We start from the raw sequence: 13,493 nt of genomic DNA on the forward strand, positions 1-13,493 counted from the left end.
GCGGCTTCGCGGCACCAGGTATGCGTGGCCGACCGCTGACTTTCAGGCACGCCCAGATGAAAGCCGATGCGCCATCCGGGCACAATCGCGAGCAAGCTCGCTCCTACAACGTCATTGCTTTTTTAATGCCCTTCTTTGCGCCCTTGGCGTCTTGGCGAGAGATCGCTTTTGGTTTTTCCTCAGCGTCCTCCGCGCCTCTGCGAGATCCGCCTTTTACCGCGTATACGGGTCCTTCATGCCCTGATCCGTGGACGCAGCCACATCGGCCCGCAGCGCAGCAGGAACAGTAGGAACGCGGTCGACCAGAGCACGCCGGCGACGTGCCATGCGTGTGGGCCGACGACAGGGCCAAGCAGGCGGATGACGATGGCGCCCTGGATGGCGACGAAGGCGATGGTCATCACCACACCGGCCTGCAGCGGGCGCCCCGTATGACCGAAGGTGGCGCGGGTCATCACGGCCAGGGTCATCGTGCCGATCGCGCCGGTCAGGATCCCATGCAGCGCCCAGGTATCGGACCAGCCCGCGGAGAGCATCCCGAATCCGAGCATGAGGTAGCCCACGGCCAGCCAGCCGTAGCCGATATGCAGGATGAACAGCAGCGGGTCGCGCCAGGTGCTCAGGCCGCGCCAGCCGTAGAGCCGGATACCGTGCAGTACGCCGGCCGCCAGCGCGAGCCAGGCGACGAGCCCCGGTGCGCCGAGCTCGGCCAGGGCCGTGGCCACGCTGGCACCGATGGCGAGACCGTCACGTAGATCCGTCGCGCGCGGTTCCACGGACGCGTCGCGCTTGCGGAGGTGGTTCCGCGTGAACGCCGGGATGATACGACCACCGATCACGGCGATCAGTGTTGCGATCAGGAGGGTCGTGAACGTAAGTGCCCGCGATGGCAGGGCCGGGGCGTTGATGACCGGGCCGAGATGCCAGACCGCGTTCGCCAGGCCGAGGGTGATGATCACACCGATCGGCAGCCATTGCCGCGCCTTGCCGCCCGACCAGAGCGGCCGGCTGGCGACCAGCGCGGCCGCCGGCAGGAAGGCGATATCGGCGGCGATGGCCCAGGCTGCGGGATCACCCGACCACAGACCGATTCGCGCCGTGATCCACAGCAGGAACAGCACCGCCAGCGGCAGGCCGTTCGCGGGCTGGGTGCCGGTCCAGTTGGGAACGGCGGTCAGGACGAACCCGGCAACGGCGGCCGCTACGTAACCGAACAGCATTTCGTGTCCGTGCCAGGTGAACGGGTTGCCGGCCGGCGCGTCGCCGCCGTGCAGGATCAGCACCGTGCGCAGCATGATCGCGAGCGTCGCGATCGCGGCGAGCGGGAAAAACAGGCGGAAGCCTGCCGTGAACGGGAGTGGCCAGCGGGGTGTCGGCATCGGAATCGCGCGCCCGGGTGCATGGGAATGGGGGCATGATGGCGATCCGGGATGGGCGCGACATTGATCGCGGTCAAGCGATGCGCCGTGCGAGGCCCGTGTTGTTGTCAGCGGGCAGTGGTCGTCACGCCGGAGGGGACGCACTGCCGTAGCACCGGCTTAGTCGCCGGCTGTTGCCTTCGGCAAAAGCCGGCCTACGCCCTGGAAGCATCTGGATCCGGTGCCCACCACGTAGGCCGGACCGCGATCAGCGGAAGCCAGCACCGCAGGTTGGGTTGAGCGCCAGCGATACCCAACGTTCACCGGCGATTCGACGAAAACGTCTACTTCTGGCTATCCGCCGCCCCGTTCAGATCCCCGATCCAGGTGAATGCGGCGGCCGCGCGCGGGAAGCCGAGCGTCGGGATCGCCAGCAGCGCTATCTGTTCCAGCGCGGCCGGCTCGATGCCCTCTTCGCGGGCGCGGCGCACGTGCGAATGGACGCCGCCTTCCGAATCCGCGCCGATCGCCAGCGCCAGCTTCACCAGCCGCCGTTCACGGTCGGTGAGGGGGCCGGCCGCGGCCGTCGCCTTGCCGAGCGCGCTGTAGGCGGACCATACGTCGGGGTGTTTTTCGGCGATGTCACCGGCGGTGGAGGGGAGGTCGGATTGCGTCATGGCGGATGCTCCGTCGGTTTCGAGTGTTCTGCGCTGCGTCGCCGCACTCGCCGCAGTCGCCGGATTCGGCCGGTCAGCGCGGCGTCGCCCATCGCGCGCAGGATGGGACGCATCTCGCCCCACTGCCAACGCGGCCGCGCAACGCTGCCGGCGCGTCGATCCGTTTGCGTTCTCCGCGCTTGCTTCCGCTGCCGAAATGGATCCGTCCGTTCAGTCGAGCAATGTCGCCATCGGCCAGTACGCCAGCGGTTCGCCGGGGGCGACCGTGGAATCGGGTGGAATGCACGCCAGGCCGTCGGCCGCCGCCGTCGGTGTCAGGATCCCCGAACCCTGGCCGCCACAAGGCACCGCGCGGCCGTCTTCCAGGCGCACACGGATATAGTCGGCCCGCCCGCGCGTGCGGGTCTGCTCGAATCCCGCGGGCACCCAAAGGGCTTCGGGCATGGTCGCGCTGCGCCCCTGCAGACGCCGTAGCAACGGCGCCCCGAAAAGCAGGAATGTCACGAACAGCGAGACCGGATTGCCGGGCAGCACCAGTAGCGGCGTGCCTGCGACCCGGCCGAACGCCAGTGGCTTGCCCGGTTTGACGGCGATGCCGAAGAAGGCGAGTTCGCCGATCGCCTCCGCCGCGGAGCGCACATGGTCGCAGTCGCCCACGGAGGCGCCCCCGCTGGTGACGATGAGGTCCGCGTTCTCCGCGGCGCGGGCCAGCGTCTCGCGTGTGGCGTCCGCGTCGTCCGGGACGGTGTGGATCGCCTCGATGTCGGCGCCGAGCTGGGCGCCGAGCGCCGCCAGCATATGGCCGTTGGACTCGTGGATCTGGCCGGCACCGAGTGTTTTCCCTGGCGGTACCAGTTCATCGCCGGTGATCATCAACGCGATCCGCACACGCGGGTACACATGAACCGTGGCCGCGCCCGCGGAGGCCGCCAGCGCGATGTGCTGTGGCCGCAGGTGCGTGCCCGCCGCGAGGACCGGGTCTTCGCGCGAGAAGTCTTCCGCTGCCGGGCGGATGTTTGCGCCGGCCTCCGGTATTTTCTCCACGAACAGGCGATCCTGGTCGATACGGCAGTGCTCCTGCATGACGACGGTATCGGCCCCTTCGGGCACCGGTGCCCCGGTGAAGATCCGTGCCGCGGTGCCGGCCGCGAGTGGCCCCGGTGCCGTGCCGGCCGCGACGCGCTGACTGATCGGCAGGCCGTCGTCGTCGATATCCGGCAGCCGCAGCGCGTAGCCATCCATCGCGCTGTTGGGCCAGCGCGGCATCGACAGCCCTGCAATCACGTCGCGGGCGAGAACCCGGCCCGCCGCCTGGTCGAGAGCGATCGGCTCGGCGGCCGCAGGGCTGGGCGCCGCGATCGCGGAAAGAATGGTTGCCCGTGCTTCTTCGACACCCAGCAGCCGCTTGCCGGTCGCTGCGGAGGGGCGGGTGGTGGTCGGATCGGCCGTTGTCATTGCGTGTACCTCTTCCGGGGACCCCCCTGATCGTTATGCGGCAAGCCTACCGCTGCATGCCTTCGCCGGATTTGATGTCGATCAATACCACGTAAAACGGCGTGCGTCGTGCTTCACGCCTTGACCCTCGTCAATGTCCGGGTGGCTTTCCGGCGCGATACTCCGCAGCCGTTGCTTACCGGCTGCCGGAATCCGGACATGACATCCACCGTGGAATTCGATATCGAACTGGTCCAGCGCTACGACGTCGCGGGCCCGCGTTACACGTCCTATCCGACGGCACCGTGGTTCCGTGACGATTTCGGCCCGGAGGACTATCGCGCCCGTGCGGCGGAGACGGATCCGGAGCGGCCGCTGTCGCTGTATTTTCATATCCCGTTCTGCGCGACGCTGTGCTTCTACTGCGCCTGCAACAAGATCGTGACGAAGAACCGGGCGCACGCCACACCGTACCTTGAGCGGCTGGGCCGCGAGATCGAACTGCAGTCGGCACTGTTTCCGGGACGCCCGTCGGTGGATCAACTGCACTGGGGCGGCGGTACGCCGACGTTCCTGGATGACGGTCAGATCGAATGGCTGGTGGAACGGATCCGCGCCGCCTGGCCGATGCGCGACGACGATGCCGGCGATTACTCGATCGAGCTCGATCCGCGTGCCGTTGGAACGGATACGATCCATCTCCTGCGGCGGCTCGGGTTCAACCGCGCCAGCCTTGGCGTGCAGGACCTCAACGAGGATGTGCAGAGAGCGGTCAACCGGATCCAGCCGGAGTCGGTCACGCGGGCAACCCTGGAGACCTGCCGCGAGGCCGGTTTCCGTTCCCTGAATATCGATCTGATCTACGGCCTCCCGCTGCAGACACTCGATACCTTCACCCGCACGATCGAGCGGGTCATCGAACTCGGGCCGGACCGGATCGCGATCTACAACTACGCGCACCTGCCGCACCATTTTCCGCCGCAACGGCGGATCCGCGCGGAGGATCTGCCATCAGCGGCGGAGCGCCTCGCGATCCTGCGGCGCGGGATCGAGCGCCTTACGGCCGCCGGCTATGTCTATATCGGCATGGATCATTTCGCGCGCGCGGACGACGAACTGGCGGTGGCCCAGAGTGCCGGCACGCTGACGCGCAATTTCCAGGGCTACAGCACGCATGGCGACTGCGACATCGTCGCCCATGGCACGAGCGCGATCAGCATGTTCGGTGACTGCTACACGCAGCACTTCCGCGATCGCACGCTCTGGTCGGCCGCGCTGGACGGCGACGAAATCCCGGTCAATCGTGGATTGCAGCTGTCGCCGGATGATCGGCTGCGTCGGGATCTGATCACCCGTCTGATGTGCGATTTCGAACTCAATCTACCGGTATTCGAACAGCGCCACGGGATCGACTTTGCGCAAAAGTTCGCGCCCGAGTGCGCCGCGCTGGAACCGTTGATCGCCGACGGGCTCGTCGAATGGGAAGGCAGGCGCCTGCGGGTCACACCCGCGGGCCGCCTGCTCGTGCGCAACGTGGCCATGGTGTTCGACCGCTACCTGGAGCACGACCGGAACACCCGCTGGTCACGGGCGATCTGAAGTCATTTTCTGCAACACCCGATCGAGGGAGGAACGGCAATGAACGTAAGCGACGCGGAAGCGGGAACGGTCATGGATCTGGGCGATCGCCTGGAGGCCCGTCTCGAACGGATCATCGACCATGACCGGCGCGAAGTATGGCGGATGTTGACCGATCCGGCAGCCCTGGTGAACTGGCTGGCACCCGCCGAGATCGATGCGCGCAAGGGCGGCCGGATCCATATCGATTTTCCGGAGAGTGGCGCGATCATCGACAGCCGTATCGTCGAATTCGATCCGCCGGGCCTGCTGGCGTATTCATGGAGCAGTGGCGGCGAACCCGAGCGCCCGCTGCGCTGGCAGCTCGAATCACTGGGAACCGAGACACGCCTCGCGCTGACGCTGCGTCTGCCACCCGATGAAGACATCGCCAAGGCCGCAGCGGGGTGGGATGCGCATCTGGAGATGCTGCTCGCGGCCCTCGAGGGGGTCCCGATCCATTTCCCGGTGGATCACTTCCTCGAGGCGCGCCGTTTTTACGGGGAACAGCTGCAGCGCTGAAGGAGGGGGCATGGTCGCCAGCACGGACGATCGGGAGACCAAGATGGAGCCGGCAATGGCAGAGAACCAGCCGGATGCCGTAAGCGTGCGTCGTGATGAGCGCGTGAAATTCGATGAACTGCGCGAGCGGTGTCCGGTCGTACCCCGTGGATCGCTCGGCTGGTCCGTCTACCGGTATCGGGATGTCCGACGGATAGTGGAAGACCATGAGACGTTCAGTAACGCCGTCTCGCGTCATCTCTCGGTACCGAACGGTATGGACCCGCCGGAGCATACCGGGTTCCGGCGCGCGATCGAGCCGTATTTCGCGGCCGAGCGCGTGTCGCGATTCGAACCACAGTGCCGTCGCCTTGCGGGCAACCTGAGCGACGCCCTGAAAGACGATTCGACGGTGGAATTCATGGATGCGTACGCCGGCGCTTTCGCGGCGGCCGTGCAATGCGCGTTTCTCGGCTGGCCCCGATCACTGGAGGGCACGCTGCGCGCGTGGACGGCGCGCAATCAGGCCGCGACCCGTGAAGGCGACCGGGATCGGCTCGCCGAACTGGCACGTGAGTTCGAGGCGCAGGTCGAGTCCCTGCTGGCGGAACGGCGCGAGCAGCGCGTAAGCCCGGTTGCCGATGTCACGGCAGGCCTCTTGCACGAGCGGGTCGAAGGTCGGCCGCTGCGGATCGAGGAAATCGTCAGCATCCTGCGCAACTGGACCGTCGGTGAGGTCGGCACGATCGCCGCGGCGGTCGGGATCCTGGCGGGGTATCTGGCGAACCATCCGGATCTTCAGCGGCAGTTGCGGGCGGAACCCGAGTGTTTGCCGTACGCGATCGACGAGATCCTGCGCCTTGATGGTCCGTTGGTGGCGAACCGACGCCGGACAACCTGTCCGGTCACGCTGGGCGGTCACCGGATCGCGGCGGAACAGCATCTGTCGATCGTCTGGATCGCCGCCAACCGCGATCCCGAGGTCTTCGCGGATCCCGACGAATTCCGCTGGGATCGTGATCCCGCGGACAACCTGCTCTACGGGGCAGGCATTCACGTCTGTCCGGGGGCGTCGCTTGCCCGAATGGAACTGCGTGTGGCCATGGAAGAACTTCTGCGCGCGACGACCTGGATTGAACCGGCGGAAGGCGAGCAGGCGCGCCGCGCGATCTCCCCGGGTGCGGGTTTCGAACGGCTGCCGCTACGCGTGCACCGCGAATGACCCTCGAATCCTCGTTCGGGGCGCGGTCCGCCTGATGGGGGAAGGTAGTGCCACGCGACTGTGCCCCGAGCGCCACTGATCTGCGTCGAGCGTGGCCGCTGCTGGTGCCTGGCGTGGTCGGGGTGATTGCAGGTGGATTGATTGCGGCTGGCGTTGCCCCTGCGCCGACGTCCGCGACCGTGTGGCTGGCCGCGTACCTGGTGCTGGTCGTGGGCGTCGCGCAACTCGCGCTCGCGATCGGCCAGGCGCTGCTGGCCTCGTCGTCGGTGGGCATTGCGCGAGTCCGGTTCGAAAGCCTGTTGTTCAACCTCGGCAGCGCCGGGGTGATCGCGGGGACGATCGGGGGCGGTTTCGTGATGGTCGTGCTCGGCACCGTGTTGTTCGTCGGGGCGCTCGGGGTCTTTCTGCTTGCGGTCTACGGAACCGCGGGTGGTTTCGCCGTGCACGCGTACCAGGTACTGATCGCTTTCCTGTCGATCAGTGCGCTGGTCAGACTGGTACTGTCCGCATCGGGTGTCTGAGCGCCGAGTGTGATTTCGTCAAAATTTCTGAGATTACGGAGAGGTCTCCCTATGGGTACGAAAGTGGATCTGGATCGTTTGGCCACGACACTCGAGGACTATTCCTATGCGTATCTGATGACGACCGGTGAAAACGGCCGACCGCATGCCGTCGCTGTACGCACCGAGTTGATCGATACAAGACTGCATGTCGGTGGTTTTGGCTGGCGAAGCCGCGCGAATGCGCTTGAGCAGCCGATCGTGGCGCTGATCTATCCCCCGGCGGAAGTCGGCGGGTATTCGCTCATCGTCGACGGCAGCGCTACCGTGGACGGCGATGGTCTGAGCGTGAGCCCGACCGTCGCGGTGCTGCATCGTCCGCCGCACCCCGACGCGCCACCGCCGGACTCGGGGTGTGCTTCCGATTGTCAGCGCCTCGAATACGAGTAGGTAGCCGCAAGCGATTCATGTATCGCCGGGCGGAGGAGGGGCAATCATTGCGACTGCGGCAGTCGCCGTATTTCGAGATAGCACCACTCTTCACCGGCCCCGCCGAACCACCACTCGAATCGTTCACCCCAGGTCCGTTCGAGATATCGTACGAGTACGATCGGCCACTCCTCGAACGTCGCCTGCAGCGACTCTCCGGGCGACAGTACCGAGAGACTCATCTCGAGCAACGGGACGCGTTCATGCGGTTCGAAGCGGCGTAGATCGATCGCCGACTGGTGGGAGTGGCTGGAGTCGCCGGCAGGCGTCGTCCGATTTGGCCCATCCGTCATACCGGGCAACCCGCGGGAGTTCGGATCCGGGGGACACGGGGCGCCCCGCCATGTGGACGGGCACGCCCCGCTCGGGGTTCAGGTTTCAATGCTCGTGTCGAGGGTGATTTCCGCGTTGAAAAGCTTCGACACGGGGCAGCCCGCTTTGGCCTTGTTCGCCGCTTCTTCAACGGCCTCGCGGTCGGCCCCGGTTGTCTTGATCCGGGTATCGAGATGGACGCCGGTGATGGTGAAGCCGTCATCGCTGGGTTCGATGGTCACGGCCGCCTTCGTCTGCACTCGTTCGGGCGTGATCCCGGATTCACCGAGAATCAGGGACAGCGCCATCGAATAGCACCCTGCGTGCGCGCTACCGAGGAGTTCTTCCGGATTGGTACCGGTGCCGTTTTCGAAGCGTGTGCTGAAGGAATACTGTGCCTCCGACAGCACACCGCTCTCGGTCGAGACCGTGCCGTGGCCGTCTTTGATGCCGCCTTCCCATATCGCTGATGCGTTACGTTTCATGGTTACCTCCACTCTCCGGGCGTGTTGCCATCGTTCGGCTTTGCATGGTTATCGCAGGGGAACTGTCGTCGACCGCGGGCTTCATTTGATCGTGCGGTCGAAAAATGTATTATAAATGTACTTTATAGCCCTGTATTCCCATGGTCAAGCAGAGATCCGGGCAATGAAATTATGGAATTAACCCACCTCACGGATTACGCATTACGCGTGCTGATGTACGCCGGGGTGCACGATCAGCGGCGCGTGACGATGCGGGAAATCGCAACCGCTTATGACATCTCGCTGGAGCACCTGCGCAAGGTGGTGCACCAGCTCGCCGCGCTCGGTTATATCGAGACTTCGCGCGGGCGGGGGGGCGGCCTGTGGCTGGCGCAGACCCCGGAACGAATCGGCCTTGGGGCCGTCGTCAACGCCTTCGAGCGTTCGATGGCGATCGTCGACTGCGACCGACAGCCGTGTGTGCTGCGCGGGAATTGCGCCCTGAAGGGGGCGCTCAGGGATGCGCGCGATGCGTTCATGGACCGTCTCGACGCCTACACGTTGGCGGATCTGTTGGCCAACCCCAGGACCACCCGCGAGATTCATCGAATCGAGCACCGGTCAGCCGGCTGAATCGTCACCCCGATCGAGCAGTTCGAGTTTGTTCGGTACGTCCTTCCATTCATCGGCATCCGGGGGCGGATCCTTCTGCTCGGTAATGACGGGCCACTGCGGCGCGAGTTCCGCGTTAAGCCCCAGAAAATGCTGGAACTCTTCCGGCACTTCGTCTTCGGCGAAGATCGCGTCGACCGGGCACTCGGGCTCGCACAGGGTGCAGTCGATGCACTCCTCGGGGGCGATGACGAGGAAGTTCGGGCCCTCGTGGAAGCAGTCCACGGGACAGACCTCGACGCAGTCGGTGTATTTGCACTTGATGCAGTTCTCGGTAACAACGTAGGTCATGGTCTTTATACCGGAGTGGTGGCGTGTACCGCTTCGCGGATCCGCGGATAAAAATGCATCAGTAAAGACATGTTCACTGCAGCCAGCGTACTGTCGGGCTCATCCGAACGCGCCGTGATCCGAACGGAAGGGTTCGTCGTTTGACCCGGAATGCGTCACTCATACCCGGGGCAGGTGTTTATCCGGCCTTGCGGACGACAAAGTGCTCGCCGTCGTCGTTTTTGCGGTGATCGATTTCGCGCCCACGCAGACGGCGATGCGACTCCGGATCGACCAGGACCGCGATGCGTGCGTAGTCGAGTTCGATGTCTTTACTGTCGCCGTGCTCTTCGAATGAGAAGGTGTATTCGGGGTTGTCCGCCGGCCCATCGGCCTCGATCCGCAGCTTGCAGTGGGTATCGCCGGATTCCTCCAGCAGTGAACGCAGTCGCTCGACCGCGTTCATGGTCAGCACCAGTTCCGGCCCTTCTTCGATCGATCCCATCTCGTCCACCAGCGCTTAATCCCCGATCCGCAGTTGCTGGAACCAATCCTTGCCGGCTCCGCACTCGGGACAGACGAAATCCCGTGAGACATCTTCCCAGCGCGTAGCGGGCGCGATGTCCGCCTTCGGGATGCCGCGTTCCTCTCTATACAGCCAGCCGCAGATGGTGCACATGAACATGCGGTCCGGCCGTTCGTCCCGGTTTGGTATCGGTTCAGCCATATAAAAAGTATATCAAATACATGTTATAGGGCAATTCCGGATAGGCTGTTATCGAGGTGAACGGATCGGGGAATGGAGTGGAGTGTCCGGTATCGGCGTAATCATGAAGCGCCGGGATGGGCCGGACGGGTGGCCAGGAACACCGCTACGGTCAACATGACGAGGCTGGCCAGGAGCCGGACCGGATTGGAGTCGACCGTCATCATCATGATCAGCCAGCTCGCCACGATCAGCAGCAGGGCGAGGCATTTTACACGCGGGCGCAGCGCGCGATGGTCGCGCCAGTCGCGCAGCAACGGGCCGTAGCGCGGGTGTTGATAGAGCCATTCATGCAGTTCGGGTGAACTGCGTGATGCCGCCCAGGCCGCGAGCAGCAGAAACGGTGTGGTCGGCACCAGCGGCAGGACCGCACCGATCCCGCCCAGGCCGACGCAGGCAACGGCGAGACCCTGCCAGGCACGCCGGATCGGCGCGGGGGCTGACCCGGGGGGATCGCCCGCCTTGTGACGCTGCGTCTTGTAACGCTTCGCTGCCATGGATCACAAGTATGGTGCAGTGCGTCGGCGTGCGGAACCGGGTCGTCGTTGGCTATTCACGCAACAGCCAACCGACGGCAACGCGGACCGCGCCTGGACTGTCACGGGACGATCGCCGTGTGGCTACCGGTCCCCGGATTGAGCGCGCACTTCAGACGAAGCGCGCGTAGAGGTCCCCGGGGCGGCCGTCCGCGGCCGTCGCCGCGAGCCGCCCGGCAGCCGTGTGCGGGGGGAGCCATTCGTCCCAGGCGAAGCGGCCGGTCTCCCCGCGCACCGCGTTGACGCGGCAATCACCCAGCGCGGCGAGGCGGTCGAGGCAGGTGCGCGCGCGGTCGAGCGCCGCGGGTACGTATTCGACCGCGATCCAGGGGATCGGCTGGCTCAGTCCGGCGAGGACCTCGGGCTCCATGCCCTCGACATCGATCTTGCAGAAACGCGGTCGGCCGTGGAGGGCGATCAGCGCGTCCAGCGTTGTCTGCTCCACCGTCTCCGTCGCGTCCCAGGCAACGCCGGCGAAGGTCGGGTCGTCGGCGACGTCGCCCAGCCAGTCGGCGGATCCGCTCGAGACCGTCGGATGGCGGCGCGAGACCGCGAGTTCGAGTTCGCCAGTGGACGCCCCGACCGCCGCCCGATGAAGGACGACATCCCGTGGCAGCGTGATCTCGAGCCAGCGGTGGAACAGCGCCTGGGGCTCGACCGCGACCACCCGACCGCCGACCGCCCGCAGTGCACGCGTGCGGTTGCCGACATGGGCGCCGATGTCGAAGGCCAGATCGCCTGGACCGATAATCCCGCGGTAGAGACGGCGCAGCGTTCGGGCGCGCCAGGGCATCCCATGGTAAATGGCGAGCGAACGTGCCAGTCCCGCCGCTCCGCGTAACCGGGTGGCCGGTGTGGCCGCCGCCCCGCGCGGTGTCCGGTTCATGCGCAGCCGCTCCACTGGTGCAGTGCGCTTGAGGATACGCTTGATCGCGGGTGTCCGATAACTTCGGTGGCCGGCGGCGTCTGGACCCGGGCGGTGTGCGACACCGGCGCTCGTTTTCATGCGAAGGTAACCCGCGATCACCCGCGCATCCGCCCGGCCTGCTGTGAGGACGACCACCCCTTTGCGCAGAATACTCGTCACCTGTCTCGCCCTGAACGGGGTGTTCGCGGGCATCGCATGGCTCCATCGCGGGGGTGACGGCGCGGCCTGGGTGGCGCTGGATGCCGTAACCGTCGTCGGTGTGCTGGCCCTGACGCCGCGGCGTCGATGGGCGGTTATGTCGGCTGCCGCTGCCGGCGTCGCCGTCGCCTTCATGCTGCTGCTCGCACTGGGTGATCGCCTTACGCGCCTGAGCCTTGCGCGACCGCTGGATCCCTGGCTCGACTGGCGCCTGCTGCGTCCGCTGTTCGATCTGGGCGTGGGTCAGTCCGGCGTCTCGGTATCCGCGCTCGCGGGGCTCGGGGTGGTGGCGACCGTGCTCCTCCTTGCGGTGGCGGCCGCCTTCGCACTGGCGCGCCTGCCGGGTACCGCCCGTAACCGCGGTACGCGGGCTGCTACGGGTATCATGCTGTTCGCGACGGCCATCGGTACGCTGGCGCAGCCGCAGGTCGCGCCCCGCATCGACACGCCGGCGTGGCATCTGGCGACGGAACAGGCGCAGCGTGCGTGGCGCACCCATGGCGATGTCGTCGGGTTCGCCGACCATCTCGCGCAGTCCCGCGAGGGTGCTGCGCCGCGGGCGCTTCCGGGCCTTGCCGGTATCGATGTCATCGTGGGGTTCATCGAGTCCTACGGCGAGAACGCGCTGACCGATCCGCAGTACGCGAAGATCGTGCACCCCGTCCTCGACCGGGCCGCGGGGGCGATCGAGTCCGGCGGGTTACATGCCGCCTCCGGGTGGGTTCGGGCGCCGACCCGTGGCGGGCAGTCGTGGCTCAGTCACGCGACCTTCCTGAGCGGGCAGTGGCTCGATAACCAATCCCGTTACGACCGGTTGCTGGCGAGCGGCCGTTCTACCCTGATCGACGATCTGGAGGCCACCGGCCACGCGAGTATCGCCGTGATGCCGGCTATCACGCGTCCCTGGGCCGCGGGGGATGTCCTCGGTTATGACCGCGTGCTGAACGCCACCAATATCGACTACGCCGGACCGCGGCTGAACTGGGTGACCATGCCCGACCAGTTCACCTGGCAGGTCGTGGATCGCGCCCGCCGGGCCGCGGATCGGCCCGTATTCATCGAGACCGCGCTGATCAGCAGTCATGCCCCCTGGGTCCCGGTCCTGCCGGTGCTCGAGTGGGAACGCATCGGTGACGGCAGCGTGTTCAAACGCTGGGCCGACGCCGGTAATGGTCTTTCGACGCTGTGGCGCGATCCGGCCCACCTGCGCCGGGATTTTGCGGGTTCAATGGCGTATGCGGTGCAGGTCGCGGGCGAGTACGGAGCGCGGCGTGTGGACGACGAGACCCTGCTCGTCCTCCTCGGCGACCATCAGCCCGCGCCGCTGATCACCGGGACCGGCGCCTCGGATCGGGTGCCGGTGCATGTGATCAGCGGTGATCCCGCGCTCGTGCAGGCCTTCGTCGAACGGGGTTTCACGCGGGGTATGCGCCCGCCGATGACGGGGCCGGTCCCGCGCATGGCGGTATTGCGTTCATGGCTGCGCGACGCCTTCGGGCGTGATCGCGGCGGTGCGTCTCCAGCGGCCACGCGCCAGGACGGGTGAGGC

At 66.2% G+C, this 13,493-nt stretch carries 17 protein-coding genes; 7 read left to right on the top strand and 10 right to left on the bottom strand.

Features of this window, described 5'->3' with window-relative positions:
• Window positions 1–233: 233 nt before the first annotated feature.
• The 3 genes from A0W70_RS00975 to A0W70_RS00985 all read right to left on the bottom strand — a co-directional run bounded on the left by A0W70_RS00975 (window position 234) and on the right by A0W70_RS00985 (window position 3,490).
• Window positions 234–1,379, bottom strand: a complete 1,146-nt coding sequence (locus A0W70_RS00975) for an NnrS family protein (protein ID WP_070987478.1) — start codon at window positions 1,377–1,379, stop codon at window positions 234–236.
• 323 nt (window positions 1,380–1,702) lie between these two features.
• Window positions 1,703–2,035: a carboxymuconolactone decarboxylase family protein gene (locus A0W70_RS00980; protein WP_070987481.1), complete on the bottom strand. Its 333-nt coding sequence runs from the start codon at window positions 2,033–2,035 to the stop codon at window positions 1,703–1,705.
• Between the two features lie 210 nt (window positions 2,036–2,245).
• The gene (locus A0W70_RS00985; protein ID WP_070987482.1) at window positions 2,246–3,490 is read right to left on the bottom strand and encodes a molybdopterin molybdotransferase MoeA; all 1,245 of its coding nucleotides are present in this window, start codon (window positions 3,488–3,490) and stop codon (window positions 2,246–2,248) included.
• A 198-nt stretch (window positions 3,491–3,688) separates the two neighbouring features.
• Between A0W70_RS00985 and hemN the strand changes: the two genes are divergently transcribed.
• From hemN to A0W70_RS01010, 5 genes are read left to right on the top strand one after another with little or no spacing between them, the layout of a single operon-like run.
• Window positions 3,689–5,068 (top strand): oxygen-independent coproporphyrinogen III oxidase, encoded by a 1,380-nt coding sequence (hemN, locus tag A0W70_RS00990; RefSeq protein ID WP_070987484.1) that lies wholly within the window; start codon window positions 3,689–3,691, stop codon window positions 5,066–5,068.
• A 39-nt stretch (window positions 5,069–5,107) separates the two neighbouring features.
• Window positions 5,108–5,608: an SRPBCC family protein gene (locus A0W70_RS00995; RefSeq protein ID WP_070987486.1), complete on the top strand. Its 501-nt coding sequence runs from the start codon at window positions 5,108–5,110 to the stop codon at window positions 5,606–5,608.
• A gap of 10 nt (window positions 5,609–5,618) precedes the next feature.
• On the top strand, window positions 5,619–6,809 hold the full coding sequence (locus tag A0W70_RS01000) for a cytochrome P450 (RefSeq protein ID WP_217495353.1): 1,191 nt from the start codon (window positions 5,619–5,621) through the stop codon (window positions 6,807–6,809).
• A gap of 47 nt (window positions 6,810–6,856) precedes the next feature.
• Window positions 6,857–7,330 carry a hypothetical protein gene (locus A0W70_RS01005; RefSeq protein ID WP_070987488.1) on the top strand — a complete coding sequence of 158 codons (474 nt, stop codon included), beginning with the start codon at window positions 6,857–6,859 and terminating at the stop codon, window positions 7,328–7,330.
• A gap of 51 nt (window positions 7,331–7,381) precedes the next feature.
• Window positions 7,382–7,759, top strand: a complete 378-nt coding sequence (locus A0W70_RS01010) for a hypothetical protein (protein WP_070987490.1) — start codon at window positions 7,382–7,384, stop codon at window positions 7,757–7,759.
• A 44-nt stretch (window positions 7,760–7,803) separates the two neighbouring features.
• Here the strand turns inward: A0W70_RS01010 and A0W70_RS01015 are convergent, their stop codons facing one another.
• Together A0W70_RS01015 and A0W70_RS01020 are read right to left on the bottom strand one after the other, a co-directional pair.
• On the bottom strand, window positions 7,804–8,091 hold the full coding sequence (locus tag A0W70_RS01015) for a DUF2249 domain-containing protein (RefSeq protein WP_070987492.1): 288 nt from the start codon (window positions 8,089–8,091) through the stop codon (window positions 7,804–7,806).
• Between the two features lie 78 nt (window positions 8,092–8,169).
• Window positions 8,170–8,595, bottom strand: coding sequence for an OsmC family protein (locus A0W70_RS01020; protein ID WP_070987494.1), 426 nt, complete (start codon window positions 8,593–8,595; stop codon window positions 8,170–8,172).
• Window positions 8,596–8,766: 171 nt separating this feature from the next.
• On the opposite strand from A0W70_RS01020, the gene A0W70_RS01025 reads away from it, so the two are divergent.
• Window positions 8,767–9,207, top strand: a complete 441-nt coding sequence (locus tag A0W70_RS01025) for an RrF2 family transcriptional regulator (RefSeq protein WP_070987496.1) — start codon at window positions 8,767–8,769, stop codon at window positions 9,205–9,207.
• Here the strand turns inward: A0W70_RS01025 and fdxA are convergent.
• The 5 genes from fdxA to A0W70_RS01050 all read right to left on the bottom strand — a co-directional run bounded on the left by fdxA (window position 9,196) and on the right by A0W70_RS01050 (window position 11,824).
• On the bottom strand, window positions 9,196–9,537 hold the full coding sequence (gene fdxA / locus A0W70_RS01030; RefSeq protein ID WP_070987497.1) for a ferredoxin FdxA: 342 nt from the start codon (window positions 9,535–9,537) through the stop codon (window positions 9,196–9,198). The genes A0W70_RS01025 and fdxA overlap by 12 nt on opposite strands.
• A 178-nt stretch (window positions 9,538–9,715) precedes the next feature.
• On the bottom strand, window positions 9,716–10,030 hold the full coding sequence (locus A0W70_RS01035; protein WP_070987499.1) for a hypothetical protein: 315 nt from the start codon (window positions 10,028–10,030) through the stop codon (window positions 9,716–9,718).
• A gap of 6 nt (window positions 10,031–10,036) precedes the next feature.
• On the bottom strand, window positions 10,037–10,243 hold the full coding sequence (locus tag A0W70_RS01040) for a rubredoxin (protein WP_070987501.1): 207 nt from the start codon (window positions 10,241–10,243) through the stop codon (window positions 10,037–10,039).
• 101 nt (window positions 10,244–10,344) lie between these two features.
• A complete protein-coding gene (locus tag A0W70_RS01045; protein ID WP_139150650.1) occupies window positions 10,345–10,779 on the bottom strand; it encodes a YbaN family protein in 435 nt (144 codons plus the stop codon).
• A 151-nt stretch (window positions 10,780–10,930) separates the two neighbouring features.
• Window positions 10,931–11,824, bottom strand: coding sequence for an FkbM family methyltransferase (locus A0W70_RS01050; RefSeq protein WP_175443028.1), 894 nt, complete (start codon window positions 11,822–11,824; stop codon window positions 10,931–10,933).
• Window positions 11,825–11,885: 61 nt separating this feature from the next.
• On the opposite strand from A0W70_RS01050, the gene A0W70_RS01055 reads away from it, so the two are divergent.
• On the top strand, window positions 11,886–13,490 hold the full coding sequence (locus A0W70_RS01055) for an alkaline phosphatase family protein (RefSeq protein WP_070987503.1): 1,605 nt from the start codon (window positions 11,886–11,888) through the stop codon (window positions 13,488–13,490).
• Window positions 13,491–13,493: the final 3 nt, after the last annotated feature.

Origin of the sequence: Halofilum ochraceum (genome assembly GCF_001614315.2) — a bacterium.
Lineage (GTDB): Bacteria > Pseudomonadota > Gammaproteobacteria > XJ16 > Halofilaceae > Halofilum > Halofilum ochraceum.